This is a genomic window from Hyalangium versicolor, assembly GCF_020103695.1.
GTDB lineage: Bacteria > Myxococcota > Myxococcia > Myxococcales > Myxococcaceae > Hyalangium > Hyalangium versicolor.
On record NZ_JAHXBF010000002.1, the window covers coordinates 606,725 to 624,946 of the forward strand.

At 68.6% G+C, this 18,222-nt stretch carries 15 protein-coding genes; 8 read left to right on the forward strand and 7 right to left on the reverse strand.

All coding sequences use genetic code 11. The features are described from left to right. Positions 1–54: 54 nt before the first annotated feature. Positions 55–258 (reverse strand): cold-shock protein, encoded by a 204-nt coding sequence (locus KY501_RS05945; RefSeq protein ID WP_011553379.1) that lies wholly within the window; start codon positions 256–258, stop codon positions 55–57. Between the two features lie 224 nt (positions 259–482). On the opposite strand from KY501_RS05945, the gene KY501_RS05950 reads away from it, so the two are divergent. Further along, positions 483–1,928 carry a DUF8173 domain-containing protein gene (locus KY501_RS05950; protein WP_224361546.1) on the forward strand — a complete coding sequence of 482 codons (1,446 nt, stop codon included), beginning with the start codon at positions 483–485 and terminating at the stop codon, positions 1,926–1,928. A gap of 22 nt (positions 1,929–1,950) precedes the next feature. Here KY501_RS05950 and KY501_RS05955 read toward each other — a convergent pair whose 3' ends face one another. Next, positions 1,951–3,339: a hypothetical protein gene (locus KY501_RS05955; RefSeq protein WP_224361718.1), complete on the reverse strand. Its 1,389-nt coding sequence runs from the start codon at positions 3,337–3,339 to the stop codon at positions 1,951–1,953. Positions 3,340–3,619: 280 nt separating this feature from the next. On the opposite strand from KY501_RS05955, the gene KY501_RS05960 reads away from it, so the two are divergent. From KY501_RS05960 to KY501_RS05975, 4 genes are all read left to right on the forward strand, one after another. Continuing rightward, complete coding sequence (locus KY501_RS05960) at positions 3,620–4,651, forward strand: AAA family ATPase (protein WP_224361547.1); 1,032 nt, start codon at positions 3,620–3,622, stop codon at positions 4,649–4,651. Between the two features lie 12 nt (positions 4,652–4,663). Further along, on the forward strand, positions 4,664–5,545 hold the full coding sequence (locus KY501_RS05965) for a DUF58 domain-containing protein (protein ID WP_224361548.1): 882 nt from the start codon (positions 4,664–4,666) through the stop codon (positions 5,543–5,545). Further along, positions 5,542–7,641, forward strand: coding sequence for a BatA domain-containing protein (locus KY501_RS05970; RefSeq protein WP_224361549.1), 2,100 nt, complete (start codon positions 5,542–5,544; stop codon positions 7,639–7,641). Before KY501_RS05965 ends, KY501_RS05970 begins: the two co-directional genes overlap by 4 nt. A gap of 122 nt (positions 7,642–7,763) precedes the next feature. Continuing rightward, the gene (locus KY501_RS05975) at positions 7,764–9,896 is read left to right on the forward strand and encodes an ATP-binding protein (RefSeq protein ID WP_224361550.1); all 2,133 of its coding nucleotides are present in this window, start codon (positions 7,764–7,766) and stop codon (positions 9,894–9,896) included. A gap of 18 nt (positions 9,897–9,914) precedes the next feature. On the opposite strand, the gene KY501_RS05980 is transcribed toward KY501_RS05975, so the two are convergent. Next, positions 9,915–11,447 carry an RIO1 family regulatory kinase/ATPase domain-containing protein gene (locus tag KY501_RS05980; RefSeq protein ID WP_224361551.1) on the reverse strand — a complete coding sequence of 511 codons (1,533 nt, stop codon included), beginning with the start codon at positions 11,445–11,447 and terminating at the stop codon, positions 9,915–9,917. Between the two features lie 440 nt (positions 11,448–11,887). Between KY501_RS05980 and KY501_RS05985 the strand changes: the two genes are divergently transcribed. Together KY501_RS05985 and nagZ are read left to right on the forward strand one after the other, a co-directional pair. Beyond that, positions 11,888–12,259: a VOC family protein gene (locus KY501_RS05985; protein ID WP_224361552.1), complete on the forward strand. Its 372-nt coding sequence runs from the start codon at positions 11,888–11,890 to the stop codon at positions 12,257–12,259. A gap of 89 nt (positions 12,260–12,348) precedes the next feature. Further along, positions 12,349–13,449 (forward strand): beta-N-acetylhexosaminidase, encoded by a 1,101-nt coding sequence (nagZ, locus tag KY501_RS05990; protein ID WP_224361553.1) that lies wholly within the window; start codon positions 12,349–12,351, stop codon positions 13,447–13,449. 11 nt (positions 13,450–13,460) lie between these two features. On the opposite strand, the gene KY501_RS05995 is transcribed toward nagZ, so the two are convergent. Both KY501_RS05995 and KY501_RS06000 read right to left on the reverse strand, forming a co-directional pair. Continuing rightward, entirely contained in the window at positions 13,461–13,838 is a 378-nt protein-coding gene (locus tag KY501_RS05995) for a hypothetical protein (protein ID WP_224361554.1), read from the reverse strand. 128 nt (positions 13,839–13,966) lie between these two features. Next, positions 13,967–15,355, reverse strand: coding sequence for a sensor histidine kinase (locus KY501_RS06000; protein WP_224361555.1), 1,389 nt, complete (start codon positions 15,353–15,355; stop codon positions 13,967–13,969). 224 nt (positions 15,356–15,579) lie between these two features. Between KY501_RS06000 and KY501_RS06005 the strand changes: the two genes are divergently transcribed. Continuing rightward, complete coding sequence (locus KY501_RS06005) at positions 15,580–15,897, forward strand: ubiquitin carboxyl-terminal hydrolase 14 (protein ID WP_224361556.1); 318 nt, start codon at positions 15,580–15,582, stop codon at positions 15,895–15,897. 18 nt (positions 15,898–15,915) lie between these two features. Here the strand turns inward: KY501_RS06005 and KY501_RS06010 are convergent, their stop codons facing one another. Then, positions 15,916–17,421, reverse strand: a complete 1,506-nt coding sequence (locus KY501_RS06010) for a 2OG-Fe(II) oxygenase (protein ID WP_224361557.1) — start codon at positions 17,419–17,421, stop codon at positions 15,916–15,918. A gap of 146 nt (positions 17,422–17,567) precedes the next feature. Next, a complete protein-coding gene (gene bcp, locus KY501_RS06015) occupies positions 17,568–18,170 on the reverse strand; it encodes a thioredoxin-dependent thiol peroxidase (protein WP_224361558.1) in 603 nt (200 codons plus the stop codon). Between the last annotated feature and the right edge of the window lie 52 nt (positions 18,171–18,222).

Here is an 18,222-nt window from a genome sequence, read left to right on the forward strand (position 1 = left end):
CAGGCCCGGTCTCCCCAAGGGGACCGAGCCTGTTGTGAGGTCTAGACGCGGGAACTAGACCGGACGAACGTTCTGCGCCTGCAGGCCCTTGGGGCCACGGGCGACGTCGAACTCGACCTTCTGACCTTCCTGCAGCGTACGGAAGCCCTGGGTCTGGATCGCAGTGTGGTGGCAGAAGAGGTCCTCACCCCCGCCGTCCTGCATGATGAACCCAAAGCCCTTCGCGTCGTTGAACCACTTCACGGTACCGGTTGCCATTTACTTTCTTCTCTTCTTTCTCGTCCGGCTTCTTGAAATTGCGCCGGATGCCGCACCCGTTGAGCGTGCGGTACCTGCCGTGTGACACGTCTTTCCGAGAATGCCAAGCGCAATAGGGAGAAATGCGCCCCGTAGGACAGGAAGCGAACGCTCTCGCTCCTCCAGTTCGGCCGCCTGCCCGGGTCTCCGGGAGCCGAGGGCTGGGGAACTCGTCCAGGTGCCCTATGAAGATTGCCTCCCGCCTCCTGCTGCCTGCCCTGCTGCTCGGTGCGCCCGTGGTGCTCGCCCAGCAGAACCCGTCCCCTTCCGCTGAGTCACCCTCCGCCGCACCTTCGGTGAAGACGGTCGACGTGAACTTCCGAGGCTCGCTCCGGGACGCGGTCAAGCGCATCGCCGAGGAGGGAGGCCTCAACCTCCTGGCCACCGGAGAGATGGACACCGTGGTGGAGGTGCACCTGAAGGGCATCTCCGCCGAGCAGGCCCTGCGCACCGTGGCTCGCACCTACTCGCTGCGTCTGGACCAGGATGGTTCCATCTTCACGCTCCGGCCCCAGACCGTGGCGGAGCAGGCCGCGAGTGCAGTTCCGTCCATGCCCTCGATGCCGTCCATGCCCTCGATGCCGTCCATGCCCTCGATGCCGTCCATGCCCTCGATGCCGCTGAGTTCGGACGATGACGGGGACGCGAGAGAGATCCAGCACCGGGTCCGCGCGGAGATGCGCAAGACCCACCACCGGAACCGCGAGGATCAGGATGTGGTGGCCCGTGGGCAGTCGCTGGAGGTGCGCGAGGGCGACTCGGTGGACAACGCCGTCGTCTACGGCGGCAACCTCACGGTGAAGGGCCACGTGGAGGAGGATGCGGTCGCCTTCGGCGGAAACCTGGACATCTACGGCACCGTGGAGGGAGACGCGAACGCGTTCGGCGGCAACGTCATCCTGCACGAGGGCGCCTCCGTGGAGGGAGACGTCTCGGCCATCGGTGGCACGGTCATCCGCGAAGAGGGCGCGTCGGTGGAGGGCAGCACCGAGTCCTTCGGCGGTGGGCACATCGGCGCCATGGTGGCCGGCGAGGTCGCGAACAGCCTGAAGCAGGAGTTCCAGAAGCAGGAGCGCGCGGAGGAGCCCATGGTGACGCACGACGCGGGGCACGAGGAGCATGAAGATTCCTCGGTGGGCGGAGGGCTCGTGGGGTTCATCCTCCGGTTCGCCGCGCTGTTCGGCCTGGGCTTCCTCGGGCAGCTCTTCTTCCCGGCCCGCATGAAGGAGCTGTCCACGGAGATCACCCGCCAGCCCGTCAAGAGCGGGCTCACGGGGCTGGTGGGCTTCATCGCGCTGATCCCCATCACCGTGGTGCTGGCCATCACCCTCATCGGCATCCCCGTGGTGGTGGCGCTGTGGCTGGCGGTGCCCATCGTCGCGGCGCTGGGCCTGTCGGTGCTGGCCAGCGAGATTGGCCTGAGGGTGCCAGTGCTGCGCGGACGCAAGACACAGGCGGCGGTGCTGGCGCTGGGTCTGCTCATCCTGCTGGCCGTGGGCTCCATCCCCGCCATCGGCCCGCTGGCCATGACGCTGGCCACGCTGGTCGCCTTCGGCGCGGCCATCCGCACCCGGTTCGGTCACCGCATCCGCGGCATCCCCGAGCCCATCGGGGCCTCTCCCGCGGTCTGAGTCCCTGAAGGCCGAGCGTTGTTCAAGGAACCAGGAGGCGCAGGAAGGCCTCCTGGTTCCAGTCGTGAGTCGTCACGCCGTCACGCTGGTACCCCGTCACCAGCCAGCTGCCTCCCGCTCCCGCGGTCATCGCCGTGCTCGTGAGCGTGCACGCACCGCCTTCGCAGGACTCGGGGTTGAGCACCCGCTCCCCCTGAAGAGTCCCATCCGAAGCAAAGGAAGTGAGCCTGCTTCCGCAGGCCACCATCACCTGGCCCGAGCCTCCCACCGACAGCGAGGGCACGAGCCCCAGGGCATCGCAGCCCGGCCGCCGCAGCCATCCGCTCCCTTGGGCATCCATGGTGAGCAGGAACGGCCCGCCATCCGGCAACGTGGTGCCATCCCAGCTCATCGCGCCCTGGCTCTCACCCGCCGCCGCCACCGAGCCATCCGCCCTCGCGGTGATGTCGGTGACGCGGCCGTCCACGCCGCTCAGCACGTGTCCCCACGCCAGCGTCCCATCCGGCTCGAACGCGATGACGGCGAGGCTCCGCGTGCCCTCCGTCCCGAACCGCTGATCATCCAGCTCCAGCACGCCCTCGATCGTCCCCGTGAGAACCATGCGCCCCTGCGGCGTCAGCGCCACCGCTCGGAACTCGCTGCCCTCCGCAGCGCCATCGAGAGTCCTCGTCCAGCGCACACGGCCGTCCGCCTCGTAGACCGTGAGCAGTGGCACGTGCGCATCCTCCGTCCACTCCTCGCCGGAGACGAGCACCTCGCCTGCAGCCCCCACCGTGAGGCCGTGCACCTTCTGGCCCACGCGCCGCTGCCACTCGGGCTCGCCCGCCGAGGAGAAACGCACCAGGAAGCCGTCCTCCGCGGCTCCCAGGCCCAGATCCACCGGGTACAGGAACGCGTTGCCCATCAGGTACACCGCGCCGTCCCCTGAAGCCCCGACGCGCGGCTCCGAGATCCGAGCTCGTGGGAACTCGCGGGTCCACTCAGGCTCGCCCTCCGCCGTGTACCGCGAGAGCGTCAGCACGCGCTGCTGTCCTTCCACCGGATCGCGATCCTCGTCCTCGCGCAGCGTGGACGCCCACACCCACAACACGTGGCCCGCTCCATCCACCGCCACGTCCCACCCCGTGTCATCCTGCGGCCCGCCCAACTGGTAGGACCAGGGCTCGGGCGCGGGAGGCGTCGTCTGCTCGGGAGGCTGCTCGGGGGGCGTGGGGTCCTCGGGTACCTGCTCGGGAGGAAGGGACTCGGGCGTCTCCGGCTTGGGAGCCGGCACCATGGGTCCTGATGGACCACCTGGCTCCTCGGGGGTGGGCGTGGGTGCCTCACCCCCGCAGGCCGCCGCCCCCAGCACCAGAGTCGCCATCGAGAGCCACGCCGCCCAGCGGCCTCTTCCACCTGTCTCACGCCTCATGCACGCTCCAGCCCCCGTCCCTCCGACCCTCCGCAAGCCACCCTGGAAGATGGGACCCTTGAACGTAAGCAGTCTGTCCCGTGGCACACTCCAGGCTCGGCATGCCCTGCCCCCTCCCCTCGGAGGGTAGACACCCAGGCTCGGAATACCCGGGGCCCCCGCCCGGCTGAACGGTCGGAATACGAGCCTTCCTGGGGGGTTCCCCGTCCACGTCCGCCGTGGACGGAGGCTGCGGAAACCGATGGTTCCCGAGCCCTACCCCGGTTAAGAGAACCGACTTATGGAAAGTGCCGCCCCCACCCCCAACACCGCGCCAGAGTCCCTCCCCACCGAGGACCTGCGCGCCGTCGAGGAGCTCGCCCTGGCCCGGGCGCAGATCGTCGAGCAGATCGAGAAGCGCGTCGTCGGTCAGCGGGACGTCGTCGAGCACCTGCTCATCTCGCTCTTCAGCCGAGGCCACTGTCTCTTCGTGGGCGTGCCCGGTCTGGCCAAGACGCTGCTCATCTCCACGCTGGCGGACGTCCTCAACCTCTCCTTCAACCGCATCCAGTTCACGCCGGACCTGATGCCCTCGGACATCACCGGCACGGACATCCTCGAGGAGGACAAGGCCACCGGGCACCGCGCGTTCCGCTTCGTGCAGGGCCCGCTGTTCGCCAACATCATCCTCGCGGACGAGGTGAACCGCACCCCGCCCAAGACGCAGGCGGCGCTGCTCCAGGCCATGCAGGAGTACCGCATCACCGCGGGCGGCCGTACCTATCCGCTGGACCTGCCCTTCCTGGTGTTCGCCACGCAGAACCCCATCGAGCAGGAGGGTACCTACCCACTGCCCGAGGCCCAGCTGGACCGCTTCATGTTCCTCGTGGACGTGGGCTACCCCACCGCCGAGGAAGAGGTGCAGATCGTCAAGAGCACCACCGGCGGAGCCCAGCCGAAGTTGGAGAAGATCCTCTCGCCCCAGCGCATCCTCGCGCTGCAGGAGCTGGTGCGCCGCGTCCCCGTGCCGGATCATGTCGTTCGCTACGCCGTGGAGCTGGTGCGCCACACGCGTCCCAAGGAGCCGGGTGTGCCCGACTTCGTGGCGAAGAACGTGTCCTGGGGAGCCGGTCCGCGTGCCAGCCAGTACTTGGTGCTCGCGGCCAAGGCCCGCGCCATCCTCTCCGGGCGCTTCGTGGCCACCGTGGAGGATGTGAAGGCGCTGGCTCGCCCCGTGCTGCGCCACCGCGTCCTGCCCAACTTCACCGCCGAGAGCGAAGGCATCACCTCCGTGAAGCTGGTGGATCAGCTCGTCGCCACGGTGAAGGGATAGCCGCCCACGCTCATGGCGCTGCTCGACGCCCAGACGCTGTCCCGCCTGCAAGGAGTGAAGCTGCGCGCCCGCGCGGTCATGGAGGGCGTGCTGTCCGGTCTCCACAAGAGCCCCCACCAGGGCCAGAGCGTGGAGTTCGCCGAACACAAGGAGTACGCGCCCGGCGACGAGCTGCGCCACCTGGACTGGAAGGCCTACGGCAAGTTCGACAAGTACTACATCAAGCGCTTCGAGCATGAGACGAACCTGCGCTCGGTGATGGTGGTGGATGCGTCCGCCTCCATGGGCTACCGCAGCGGGGCGCTCTCCAAGCTCGAGGTGTCCACCATCCTCGCCGGTGCGCTGTGCTACCTGCTGGTGCGCCAGCAGGACGCCGCGGGCCTGGCCGTCATGGCGGGCGATGCCTTCCAGGATGTGCCGCCGCGAGCCTCCGCCGGACACCTCAATGTGCTGCTGGATGCGCTGGAGCACACCCAGCCCCAAGGCTCCACGGATCTGGCCGGCGTGGCGGACCACCTGGCCGAGGTGCTCCCGCGCCGCTCCACCGTGGTCGTCCTCTCGGACCTGCTGGATGATCGCCAGGACGCCCTCAAGCGCATCCTCGCCCTGCGCCAGCGCAAGAACGATGTGGTCCTCTTCCATGTGGTGGATCCCGCGGAGCTGACCTTCCCCTTCGATGATCCGACCCTCTTCCTCGACATGGAGGGGGACGCCCGCATCGAGGTGAACCCGCGCGAGATCAAAGAGAGCTACCTGGAGGAGTTCGGTGCCTTCCTCGCGAGTGTGAAGGCGGCCTGCGCCGAGGCGGACGTGGACTACGAGCTGGTGCGAACCGACGAACGGCTGGATGAGGTGCTGCTGCGCTTCCTGGCACGGCGCGGGAGGCGGCGGTGACGTTCGGCAACCCGTTGATGCTCTGGGGCACGCTTGGGGCGCTCATCCCCCTGCTGGTGCACCTGTTCGACCGGCGGCGGCCTCGGCCCCACCCGTTCCCGCCCATGGCCTTCGTGCTGCGCAGCCAGAAGCGCACGGCCAGCCGGCTCAAGCTCAAGCGGCTGCTGCTGTACGCGCTGCGCACCCTCATCCTCCTGGCCATCCCCATCGCGCTCGCCCGGCCCGAGCTGCGGCAGGACGCGCAGGCCGCCGCGGTGGCCAAGGGTCCGGCGGCCACGGCTGTCGTGTTGGATGCCTCGCTCTCCATGCGGTGGACGGATGGCACCTCGCTCTTCGAGCGCGGACGGGATGAGGCTCGCGACGCGCTCAAGGATTTGCAGGCCGACGAGCCCTCCACCGTGCTGGTGTGCACGGCCACGCCCGCCGCGCCTCCGCCGCTCGGGTTCGATCGCACGCGGCTGCGGGCCATCATCGACGAGGCCCGCCCCACCTATGGCGTCGCGGACCTCTCGCGCTGCATGGACATGGCGGCCCGAGCGCTCGAGGAGAACCCCACCCCGGGCAAGCGGCTGGTGCTCATCTCGGACATGACGGCCGCAGCCTTCCGATTGGAAGCCCCCGCTCCCACTGTGAAGGACCCCACCGGCAAGCTGGTGCGGCCGGAGGTGGTGCTGCGAGACGCGGCTTCGGGCCGTGAGGCGCTACCCAACCACGCGCTGGTGGATCTCAAGGTGGAGCCTGCGCTCCAGGCCGGGCCTCGCGCCTTCCAGTTCACCTTCACGGTGAAGAACTACAACCCCGAGGCGGTGAAGGACCTCGAGGCCGCGGTGCGCGTGGGCGAGTCCACCCTGGCCAAGGGCTTCGTGGACGTGCCCGCCAACGGCACCGCGCAGAAGACGCTCACGGTGCGCTTCCCCCAGGGTGGCACCGTGGAGGGCGCGGTGACGCTCGCGCCAGATGCGCTGCCGGACGACGACGCGCGCCCCTTCGTGCTGCCGGTGCCGCGCGCGCTCAAGGCCCTGCTCGTCAACGGCTCGCCCCATGCCACGCGCTACCGGGACGAGGCCTTCTTCGTCGAAGCCGCCCTGTCCGCCCCTGGCTCGCCCGTGGAGGCCTCCATGCGCGACACGGATGCGGGCCTGCGTGAGGACTTCTCCGCTTATGACCTGGTGCTGCTGCTCAACGTCCCCGCCCCGAGCAAGGAGGACGCGGAGCGGCTGGCCGCCTTCGTCAACGCGGGCGGAGGCCTCTTCGTGAGCATGGGCGACCGGGTGGATCCGATGGCGTACAACAAGGCACTCGGCCCGCTGCTGCCTCGGGCGCTGCGTGACGTACGCACCAGCGTGGAGCGAGAGGACCCCGACGCGGACTCGAAGGCGGCGAAGCTGGCACAGGTGCAGGTGGAGCACCCGCTCTTCTCTCCCTTCACCGGCCGCGCCGAAGAGGGCCTGGTGGGCGCCCGCTTCTACCGGTACATGCTGCTGGAGGCGGACAGCCCCGGCGCCTCCGGAAGCAGCCAGGTGCTGGCCACCTATGAGGATGGCGCACCGGCAGTCGCCGTCGCCCGGCGAGGCAAGGGGCGCGTGGCGCTCTTCACCAGCACCGTGGACCGGGACTGGAGCGACTTCGCCATCCGCACCAGCTTCCTGCCGCTGATGCAGCGCTTCGCCGCGTACCTCACCGGCTCGCTGGAGGAGCGCGAGGAGCAGCGGGTCCGGGTGGGCGAATCCGTGACGCTGCGGCCCGAAGTGGGACAGACCCTCTCTGGGGTGCGCGCTCCGGATGGGACGGAGCTACCGGTGAAGGCGCAGCAGGATGGAACGGTGGTGGTGGGTCCCCTGCTCGAGCCGGGCCTGCATGCCGTGCTGGCCGCTGACGGCAAGCCGCTCCAGGCACTCGACTTCCCGGTGACGCTGGACCCGGCCGAGAGCGATCTCACCCGCCTCCCCTCCGACACGCTCACCGCCTACTTCGGCGAGGAGACAGTGAAGGCCTCCAGCAGCGACGCCGAGCGTCCCAAGGTTCCCTTGTGGACGTGGCTCATCGTCGCCGCGTGCGCCGCCTTCTTCTTCGAAGGCACGCTGCTGCGGAAGTAGGACGCGGACTCGCGGACTCCCAGAAGCCCCGCCCGGCAGACGTTGAGAATCCGTAGCACGGGCAAAATGCCGGTCCTCCAGGGAGAGCCGAGGTGTTATGCCCCCGCGTGGAGTTCCCTCTGGTGCCGACGCGCGAACTTTCAGCTCCAGCTCCCTCGCCGGCGTCCGCGCCCCGGCTCGCGCGTCTCCGCCGCTTCTCTGAATCGCCGCTGGCTCGCTATGGCATGGCCGTCCTGAGCACCCTGGCGGCACTGCTCCTCCAGCAACTCCTCGGCAAGCTCATCCACCCCACACCGTTCATCCTGTTCTTCGGAGCGGTGATGCTGTCCGGCTGGTGGGGAGGCGGTGGCCCGGGGCTGCTCTCCGTCGGACTGTCGCTGCTGGCTGTCGACTACTACTTCCTCCCGCCCTTCCACTCCTTCAAGTTTCAGGAGGACGTCGGAGCCTCGCTGATCCTCTTCGCGGCGATTGCCACCGCCATCACCCGGCTGAACGTGAAGCTGAGGCAAACGAACGCCGAGCGGACCGAGTTGCTGTTGCGCGAGCGCCAGGCCCGGCTCGATGCAGAGGCCGAGCGAGCCCGCCTGAGGGAGCTGTTCATCCATGCGCCCGCCCACGTCGCCCTGTTCCACGGACCGGACCACATCTACACCCTGTCCAACCCCCTGAACGACGAGGCGCTGGGCCACCGGCAGGTGCTGGGCAAGCCGCTGCGCGAGGCCATCCCCGAGGCGGCGGACCAGGGGTTCGTCGCGCTGCTCGATCGCGTCTACGCGACGGGCGAGCCCTTCCACGCCCAGGAGATGCCCGTGAAGATCTCCCTGCAGGACGGGACCGAGCGCGAGTTCTTCATCAGCTTCGTCTACCAGCCCACGCGGAACGCGAGGGGTCAGATCGACGGCGTCGCCACCTTCGGCTTCGACGTCACGGACCTCGTGCGCGCCAGGACCGAGCATCGCCGCGTCGAAGAGGAGCTGCGGCGCGCGGAGGCGAACGCGCGCTTCCTCTCCGAGGCGAGCGCCGTGCTGGCCTCGTCCCTGGACTACGAGTCCACCTTGAGCAACGTGGCGCGGCTCGCCGTGCCCATGCTCGCGGACTGGTGTGTGATCGATCTGGCCCAGCCGGATGGAACCCTGCAGCGAGTGGCCACCGTGTGCGCCTCGCCCGAGGATTCCGAGCGGGCCCTCCAGGTGCAGCAACTGCGGACGACGACCGGCGGGCTCAGCTCCCAGTCCCCGATCCTCCTGGCGTTCCAACAAGGCCACTCGTTCCTCATCCCGATCCTCACTCCCGAGTTCCTCCGGGAGAGCTCGCAGACCGAGGAGTTCGCTCAGGTGCTGGCCAGCGCCCGTCCGCTCTCGTTCATCGCGGCGCCCCTGGTGGTGCGCGGGCGCTCGCTGGGGGTGCTCAGCTTCGTCACCTCCCGCTCTGGCCGGCGCTACACGGAGGTGGAGTTGGAGTTGTTGGAGGAGCTCGCGCGGCGCGCCGCCCTCTCCGTGGAGAACGCGCTCCTGTACCGGAGCGCCCAGGAGGCCATCCGCCTGCGCGACGAGTTCCTCTCCATCGCGAGCCACGAGCTGAAGACGCCCCTCACTCCGCTGAGCCTGAAACTGCAGATGCTCGGCCGAGAGGCCCGGCGGCAGCCCGAGTCTCCCTTCCGCAAGGCCGTGGAGGACTACATCACCGTCGGCTCACGGCAGGTGAAGAAGCTCTCCGAGCTCGTGAGTGATCTGCTGGACGTGGCCCGGATTGCCGGCGGGAGGCTCCGCCTGGAGTTCGAGGAGATGGACCTGGGAGTGCTCACGCGCGAAGTCACGGGACGCCACGAACCCGAGGCGGCCCGGGTTGGCTCGACGCTCGTGCTGGAGGCCCCGGAGTCCGTCCTCGGCACCTGGGACCGGCTCCGCCTGGAGCAGGTCATCACCAACCTCGTGGACAACGCCATCAAGTACGGCGCGGGGAAGCCCATCCGCATCCAGCTCGAAACGGACATGGGCCACTCCATCCTGCGCGTGAAGGATGAGGGCATCGGCATCGCGCCCGAGAACCTCTCCCGCATCTTCGAGCGCTTCGAACGCGCCGTGTCCGAGCGGCACTATGGAGGCCTGGGACTCGGCCTCTACATCACCCGCACCATCGTGGAGGCGATGGGAGGGCGCATCCAGGTCGACAGCACGCCAGGACAGGGGGCCACGTTCACGGTGGTGCTTCCTCGGAAGCCACGCGAGGAGGCGCCCTCGAATCCCTCGGCCTGACGGCGGGACCCTCGCGGCTCAGGACTCCTCGGGGGAGCCACCACTGGAGGCTCCCGCGTTCCGCGACACATAGGTGACCACGGGACCGGCCCCTCGCCTCGGCGAGCCACCCTGGCGCTGCGGGCGGCCTCCATGAGACCCCTGCCCCTCGCTGTTGCGAGGAGCGCCCTCGGAACGTGGGCCTCGGGGTGGGCGGGAGTCGTGCGCACGTGCGGGGCGATCTCCACCTCTCGGCGACTGCCCACCGGCCGCTGACTGGGCGTGGCCCGCCTGCGGAGCGTTTCCACCGTGCCGGGGGTTCCTGCCGTGCGGAGGGCGTCCGCCATGCCGGGGATGGCCCCCGTTCTGCGGAGGCGGCCCGCCCTGCGGAGCATTCGCATCGCGCGGCGCCTGTCCCTCGCGGGCCGGCTGTCCACCTTGCTGGATGGGAGCGCCACTCCGAGGAGGTCCTCCGCGATGGGAACCGTGCCCTCCTCCCGCGTGAGGAGGACGCTTCCCCTGCGGAGGGCCTGATCTGCCGCCTCCACTCGGGCGTCCGGAGTGACCACCGCCGCGAGGTCCACCGCCTGGGCCTCCCCGGTGCGAGCGATCCCCGCCCCGCCCGTTCCGCGCGAGCTGGGCGACCTTGGGCCGCTCGCCTCCGCCCTGGCGCAGCAGCGCGAACTCGTCCTCCACCTCGGGAGCCGCGGCCGCGGGAGCTTCCTGCACCGGAGCGTACTGCCGCTCGCGGGGAGGGGAGGATCGGCCGCCCTCTCCGTGAGACCTGCCTCCGGGACGCCCTCCCGCCCGAGGCCCTCGCGCATCAGGCACGAAGCGGCCGCTGGGCTCGAAGTCCGGCGTCAGCTCGCGGCGCACGTAGGCCTTCCAGATCTCCGCCGCATCGCCCCCGCGCCCCTGGAGGCTGGGGTCATACCCGGCGAAGAACAGGCGCAGATTGTCCAGGTCCCGCCGGAAGAAGAACTCCGCGCGGTTGTTGGCCGCCGCGGCCACCGTCTGCGGGAAGTCGATGATCGTGGGCCCGTTGGCGCCCAGCAGGATGTTGTAGGCGCTCAGGTCTCCGTGGATGAGATCGCAGCAGAGCACCTTCACCGCCTGCTGCCGGAGATCCCGGTAGAGCTCGTTGGCGAGCTCCGGCGTGAGCAGCGCGTCCACCAGGCGCGGCGCGGGCTGGCCCTCGGCGTCCACCACCAGCTCCATCAGGAGCACGCCCTCGTAGAACATCACGGGCGCGGGCACTCGCACCCCCGCGGTGTGCAGCTTGCCGAGCACCTCGGACTCAGCTGTCTTCCACGCCTCTTCCTCGGCCTCCTGGCCGAAGCGGCTGCCCTTCTCCATCGCGCGGCGCGTGCGGCTGTTGCGCACCAGCCGGCCCTCTTTGTAGCCGGCGTTGTTCTTGAAGTTGCGCTGGGTGCGCTCCTTGTAGATCTTCGCCGCCACGTACTGGCCACCATGCGTGACGATGTAGACGTCCGCCTCTTTGCCACTCTTGAGGCGGGCGACAACCTCATCAATCACGCCATCCGCGAGGAGGACTTCGAGCGCTGCGTGCATAGGAACCCGTTGTGTACCACGTGGACCCGGTTCCTGGGGGAGGCTCCCAAGGTTCCATGCTTCCTACCTCCCACGGTGGAAAGGCCGGTCGGCCGGGAGGCAGATCCTCGCCCGCCTTCCAGGAGGGGGCTTCTTCACCCGGGGTCCGGCTTTCGTCGCCCACTGGACAGACAATCCTCTGGACTTCCGGGGATTCCAGAGCTAGATTAGAGGGGTCGGAAAAGGCAGGACTGGTTTCGGTGAGCCCGGTCCCTTCCCAGCGGGAAGCTCTGCTCCGCGCGCTGCGCGAGAACCCACGACACGGCATCCCTGCGCCTTCACGCAGGGCTCTCGGGTGGGTTGTTCATGCAGGTGCCTTGTTCCTCGCCTCAGACGCAGCCCTTCCGAGACACGGCCGGTCCCCTGGACCGCTTCACTTCTCACACCTCTGGAAGGACCCCATGCGACTGAATCACCTGGATCTCCTCGTCTCGGACGTGAGCAGCACCCGTGACTTCTTCGAGAAATTCCTCGGCTTCCGCGTCGAAGCCACCAAGGGGAAGGACGCCATGTCCATCCTCCGGGACGAGAGCGGCTTCCTGCTGGTCATCAGCAAGTTCCGCAAGGACAGCCCCACGGACTACCCCCAAGACTTCCACATCGGCTTCCACCTGGAATCGGAGCAGGCCGTGCGTGAGGCCCACGAGCGCTTCACGCAGGGCGGCGTGGAGAGGGTCTCCCCGCTGGCCGACATGCGCGGCGGCTTGAGGTTCTACTGCCACGCGCCGGGGCCGCTGCTCATCGAGATCGCCACGATGGGCGCTGGAAGCTGAACGCTCGCAACGGTTGCCCGGCAAGCACTCGGCCCGGGCAGCCCGCTTCCTTCCTGGGAGGGCCGTGGGGACGCAGGTAAGGTAGGGCCGTGACGAACGCCTCCGCCCTCTACCGCGACTGCGCCCGCCTCTTCATGGTGGGCTTCCCCGGCCCTCGCATCGACTCCGACTTTGCCGCGCTGATGGATGACGGCATCTTCGGCGCCATCCTCTTCAAGAGGAACGTCGGCTCCGCGCAGGAGACCGCAGCCCTGTGCCGGGACATCAAGACGCGCGCGGGCCGGCCCTTCATCCTCTCGGTGGACCAGGAGGGTGGGCGCGTGGCCCGGCTGCGCGGTGCGCCGTTCACCACCCTGCCCTCGATGCGCGAGTTGGGGCAGCGCGGAGATGAGGGCCTCGCCGAGCGCGTCGGGCGGCTTCTCGCGTACGAGCTGCGCGCCGTGGGCTTCGATTGGGACTTCGCGCCCGTGCTCGATGTGGATACCAACCCCGCCAACCCCGTCATCGGCGACCGCAGCTTCGGCCGGGACGCGGAGAGGGTGGCGCGGCTCGGTGCGGCGCTCGGGCGCGGGCTGGAGGCCGAGGGCGTAGCCTCCTGCGGCAAGCACTTCCCCGGCCACGGAGACACCACCACGGACAGCCACCTCACGCTGCCCCGGCTGGCGCATGATTTGGAGCGCCTGCGCCGCGTGGAGCTGGTGCCCTTCCGCGCCTTCGGGAAGGCTGGGCTCGCCTCGCTGATGACGGCGCATGTGCTGTTCGATGCCATCGAGCCCGGCGTGCCCGCCACCATGAGCCACAAGGTGCTCCACGGCCTGCTGCGCCAGGAGCTGGGCTTCGACGGCGTGCTCGTGAGCGATGACCTGGAGATGAAGGCCATCGCCGACCACTACTCGGTGGAGGAGGCCGCGGTGCAGGGCACCTTGGCCGGCGTGGACCTGTTCCTGGTGTGCCACCGCGCGGACGTGCAGCGGCGGGCCATCGAGGCCCTGGTGAAGGCGGTGGAGTCCGGCCGCCTGCCTCGCGAGCGCATCACCGAGGCCCACCGCCGGCTCTCACGGCTCGAGGCCCGGTTCGCCCATCCGCCCGAGGATCGGGTCGCCACGCTGGGCAATGCCGAGCACCTGGCGCTCGCCACCGGGCTGGCCAGCAGCTTCGCCGGCAAGGATCCCACCGAGGTGGTGGCGTAGCGCTGCCAGCGTCACTGTTCCGGGCTGTGCTCGTAACCCGCGGACCCGCTGCCGCCGTACCCCGACAGCGAGGGAGATTCCGGCGCGGGCCGGCCCGTCACATCCAGCATGCGGGACTTGCCGAAGGCACCCGCCTTCTCGGGCGTGCGCGGATCGATGCTCGAGCCGAGGTCGCGGATGGTGCCGTTGTAGCCCCGGTCCGGCGAGTACTGGAACTTGCTGTAGAAGTCCGGAGGTTTGTGGTGCTCCGCGTTCCCCCAGAATCGCTGAGGCGGATCATCCGGCCGCTTCCCTCCGGTCATCGGAAGGTAGCCACACGCCGAGCTCAACAGGGCCACCGCCGCCAGACCTCCGAACACCTTCCACACTCGAAAGCCGCTCTGCCTCATGCCCACTCCCCGAGGGGCACACGAGCCCCTCTCTGCCTCAAGGGATGAGCACCCTTCACCGTCCCCACCACCCACCGAGAGGGGAACGCACCGTGAGTCAGGCTGCTCCCGCAGCGGGCAGGCAGCCTTCAGTGGGGGAGCTCCGGCTTGAGTGGTAGCTCCACCCGGAAGCGGGTCTCCCCCGGCTTCGACACGAGCAGGCGAAGGCGCCCCCCATGCCTGCGCTCGATGATGCGCAGCGCGATGTCCAGTCCCAGCCCCGTGCCCTGCCCCTGAGGCTTGGTGGTGAAGAAGGGCTCCCAGATGCGCGCCTGTACCTCCGGGGGGATGCCAGGGCCATCATCGGAGATCTCCACGTGCACTTCGTCTCCGCGCCGACAGGTGCTCACCTGGAGGGAGCCTCGGTCCTTCATGGAGTCCAGGGCGTTCTCGATGAGGTTGGTCCATACCTGGGTGAGCTCGCCACCGTGGGCCCACAGCTTGGGCAGCGAGGTGTCGTAGTCCCGCGTCACCGTCACGGCGCCGCGCAAGCGGTGGGTGAACATGGCCAGCGTCGCCTCGAGCCCGCTGTGCACATCCACCTCCTGAAGCGCATCCGGATCCATATACGTGTACTGCCGGACGGAGGAGATGAGCGAGGTGATGCGCTCGGTGCTGGCCTCCACGACGTCCGCGAGCTGCGCCAGCGAGAGCGTGTTCTCGAGCCACCCCAGCCCGGCCTGGAGCGCCGGTCCCTCCAGCGTGGCTCCGAGTTCCTCCAGGTGCGGCAGGTCCAAGCCCGAGCTCACGAAGATGGACGCGCGTGAGTAGGCCTGCCGCATGCCGTGATCGCCCAGCCACTCGAGCAGATCGTCCTCCAGGTCGCTCCGGGCCATCGCATCCATGGTCTGGAGAGGCGCCACGCGGACGGCTTGGAGCAACTCCATGAGCGCCTTGCGCTGGGACTCCGTGAGGCGGCGATCCTGGGCAAGCGCGCGTTGTTGGGCGGACAGACACTCTTCCCGGAGCTGCTCGGCCGCCCGACGTGCCGCCGCGGCGGGGTTGTTCAGCTCATGCGCGAGGCTCGCCGCCATGCGCCCCAGCGCGGCCAGCTTCTCCTGCTGACGGATCTGCGCCTCCACGTCCTGGCGCCGCGCCACCAGGGTCTGCAGGACGAACTTCGCCAAGGGCGTGTTGTCGGCCACCATGCGCCTGAGGGTGTCCACCCTGAGCTGTAACACCCGCGCCGTCCCCACCGTGCGAGCGGTGGCAGTGGCGGGTCCTCCTGAGAGGAGGGAGATTTCCCCGACGAACTCTCCGCGCCGGTGGACGGCGAGCAGTTCCTCGTCCTTGTCCGAGCGCCGGAAGAGACGGACCTCGCCCGCGAGCACGACGAAGATGTCGGCATCCTGCTGGCCCTCGGCGAAGAGGATCTCCCCGGGTGGAAGGGCACGGATGCGTCCTTCGCGCTTCACCTCTTCGAGCACTTCGGGCGGAGAGGAGGAGAACAGCGTGGTGTCGATAGAGTCCTGCAGCATGGTCAGCCCCCGGCAAGCAGCTCTCTCACGCGCTGTCGCACTCTCATGGTGGTGACTTCCTGGGATCGTCACAGGGGGGAGCAGGCAGGGAGCCGGGCTCGCGGCGATCCGTTCGCTTCTTCGAGCGGCCGTGCAGACAGGCAGCCACGCGGAGTGTCTCGTGACTAACTCTTGAGATCAGGGTGCACGCAGTGAGAGACCGTGCGCGCCCAGGAGCGATGGCCATGCGCAACATCCCCGAGTGCACCCATCTGGACGCCCTGACGGAAGTGACACCGCGTACGCGGCAAGGCTGCGAGGAGTGCCTGCGCAGTGGAGGGCGCTGGGTCCACCTGCGGATGTGCCTCCTATGTGGCCACGTGGGGTGTTGCGACTCCTCGCCTCAGAGGCACGCGACCGAGCACTTCCAGCAGACTGGACATCCTCTCATGCGCTCCATGGAGCCAGGGGAGGACTGGGGCTGGTGCTACGTGGACCAGGTGGAGTTGGAGGGCTCGGAGCTGCGGTTCTCCTCCGCGCCTGCTCCGGCGCCTGGACTGTGAAGCCGGCGCGCGAACGGCTCAGTGCGCGTCTGGCTCGACGTTCCACAAGCGAACGGTTGTGTCGTAGGAGGCACTCGCAAGCCGGCCTTCGGGCAGCGCCGCCAGGCTGCGAACGAAGCCCTCGTGTTGGTAGGAGGCAGAGCAGGTGAAGTCCGGGAGGCGGGTGATGTGGATGCCGTCGTCCTCGCCTCCGCTGGCCACCCGGCCATCGCGCAGCGGAGTGATGGCGCAGACGGATCCTGTATGCACGCGATGGGTGACCCGAGCGTGGAGGGTGAGCTGGGGCATTGAGGTGAGGAGCCACTCCGTGAGCTCGCCTGTGGCTTGACCGGAGATGAGCGTCTCGGAGGACGCGGCAGTGAGCGCGCGAACCGGCGCACCGACCTGGGTGGGGGCTGCGGCTTCACGGTGACTCGCGGTGTGCCACAAGCGGACGGTTCCGTCCTCGGAGGCGGATGCGAGCAGAGCTGAACCGAGCGGGATGACAGCCCAGACCCAACCGGTGTGCCCATGCAGAGCGCCCTGGGGACCACCTTCGGGAGACCACAAGCGGATGACTCGATCGGCGCCACCACTCGCCATGCCTCCATCGGGGAGCGGCGCAAGGCAAAGGACGGCTCCCTCGTGGCATCCGATGATGCGAGAGCCTCCACCTTCCCAGAGGCGCACCGTGCGATCCCGAGAGGCACTCCACAGTCGGCCCCGAGCATCTTCCGCCAGAGCGACAACGGAAGCCGTGTGGCCCGTGAGCACGGCCACGGACCGCCACGTGCCCCCCGAGCAGCGCCATAACCGGATGGTTCCATCGCGAGAGGCCGTGGCCAGGCTCCCATCGCGGCGGGCCAGCACACTCCAAACATAGCCTTGGTGGCCTGTGAGCACTTTCGCGGAGTCCTCGTGCGCGAGGGTCTCGCGCGCATAGAGGACATCGGTGCGCATGACGTACTTGGTGCCCGAAGAGACGGCTTCTCCGTCGTGCCAGAGTTCGTGGTCGAAGACGATCAGGGTGCCAGCTTCGGGCCTCACCACTCCCAGCAGCTCTGAACCTTCGGAGCGCTCGGCATAGTAACGGGTGGCTCCGCCGGAGAACTCCGAGCGGTCGTTGAGGTAGAGCATGCACGTCAGGTGTGAGCGCACCTCAGGACCGGTCGCATGGGCACCATCACGGTGGATGCAGAAGCGCTGGCCTCCGCGATAGCGGCAGTAGCGGAAGCGCGGATTGAGGCCATGCAGGCGCCAGGCTGCTCCCGAGGAATCCACGATGCGCTCGGGCAGGAACGCACGGATCCGAGCGAAGACAGCTTCGGCCAGAGTCGCGTCATCACGAACCAGCCGATCGTTGTCGCGGTAGGAGGGCGGGTAGTCGCCACCCGTGGCGCGGAAACCCGTGCCTTCCGCTTCCTGGATGATCCGCGCGCACTCCTCTCGGGAGAAGACGCCGCGTAGCAGGAAGCACGGCAGGTCTGTCCGGACGCTTGCTACCTCACGCACCACCGCTGCGGTGTCCGCCAAACTTGGTTGCATGACCAAAATATGACACCGCAGAAGCTCACTCGCAAGCCACACCCCTCCCCACACGCCAGATCACAGCCCAGCGTCCAAGCCATCTCAAACTGTCATGGAGGTGCAGCCCTCTGCTCGACACACAAGCAGAGGTGAATACGAAGGGCTCAGCTCCGCCGGGTCGTGGCCTTCTTCGCGGGGGCCTTCTTCGCCACAGGCTTCTTCTCAGGCGCGCTCTTGGCCGCAGCCTTCTTCGCCGCCACCTTCTTCGCCGGGGCAGGCGCCGCCTCGGACTCGGGGGCCGAGCCGCCCTTCAGCACAGAGAGCACATCCTCCACGTGGCCAGCCACCTTCACCTTGGGCCACACGTGCTTCAACTTCCCCTGCGGATCAATGAGGAACGTGGAACGGATGATGCCCATGTACTTGCGGCCGTAGTTCGACTTCTCGCCCCACGCACCGTACGCCTCCGCCACCTTGTGCTCCGTGTCCGTCAGCAGCGGGAACGGCAGGCTGAACTTCGTGGCGAACTTCTGGTGGCTCTTCGCATCGTCCGGAGACACCCCCAACACCACCGCTCCCGCCTTCTCCAGCGCCGAGTGCTCGTCGCGGAAGTTGCACGCCTCCACCGTACACCCCGGGGTGTCGTCCTTCGGATAGAAGTAGAGGACGACGTTCTTCCCCGCGAACTGCGAGAGCGACACCGTCCGCCCGGAGTGGTCCTGAAGCTGGAAGTCGGGCGCCTGACTGCCTGTTTGAGGGTTGGGCATGCGCCTCTGCTAACTCCAGGACTCCACCCACGCAAGCACTACTTTACAGGTT

Excerpts from the sequence above, each read along its gene's own strand:
- KY501_RS06000 (WP_224361555.1), bottom strand. The coding sequence starts at position 15,355 with ATGCTGCAGGACTCTATCGACACCACGCTGTTCTCCTCCTCTCCGCCC.
- KY501_RS05945 (WP_011553379.1), bottom strand. The coding sequence starts at position 258 with ATGGCAACCGGTACCGTGAAGTGGTTCAACGACGCGAAGGGCTTTGGG.
- KY501_RS05985 (WP_224361552.1), top strand. The coding sequence starts at position 11,888 with ATGCGACTGAATCACCTGGATCTCCTCGTCTCGGACGTGAGCAGCACC.
- KY501_RS05995 (WP_224361554.1), bottom strand. The coding sequence starts at position 13,838 with ATGAGGCAGAGCGGCTTTCGAGTGTGGAAGGTGTTCGGAGGTCTGGCG.
- KY501_RS06010 (WP_224361557.1), bottom strand. The coding sequence starts at position 17,421 with ATGCAACCAAGTTTGGCGGACACCGCAGCGGTGGTGCGTGAGGTAGCA.
- KY501_RS05980 (WP_224361551.1), bottom strand. The coding sequence starts at position 11,447 with ATGCACGCAGCGCTCGAAGTCCTCCTCGCGGATGGCGTGATTGATGAG.
- KY501_RS05955 (WP_224361718.1), bottom strand. The coding sequence starts at position 3,339 with ATGAGGCGTGAGACAGGTGGAAGAGGCCGCTGGGCGGCGTGGCTCTCG.
- KY501_RS05960 (WP_224361547.1), top strand. The coding sequence starts at position 3,620 with ATGGAAAGTGCCGCCCCCACCCCCAACACCGCGCCAGAGTCCCTCCCC.
- KY501_RS06005 (WP_224361556.1), top strand. The coding sequence starts at position 15,580 with ATGCGCAACATCCCCGAGTGCACCCATCTGGACGCCCTGACGGAAGTG.
- KY501_RS05950 (WP_224361546.1), top strand. The coding sequence starts at position 483 with ATGAAGATTGCCTCCCGCCTCCTGCTGCCTGCCCTGCTGCTCGGTGCG.
- KY501_RS05965 (WP_224361548.1), top strand. The coding sequence starts at position 4,664 with ATGGCGCTGCTCGACGCCCAGACGCTGTCCCGCCTGCAAGGAGTGAAG.
- bcp (WP_224361558.1), bottom strand. The coding sequence starts at position 18,170 with ATGCCCAACCCTCAAACAGGCAGTCAGGCGCCCGACTTCCAGCTTCAG.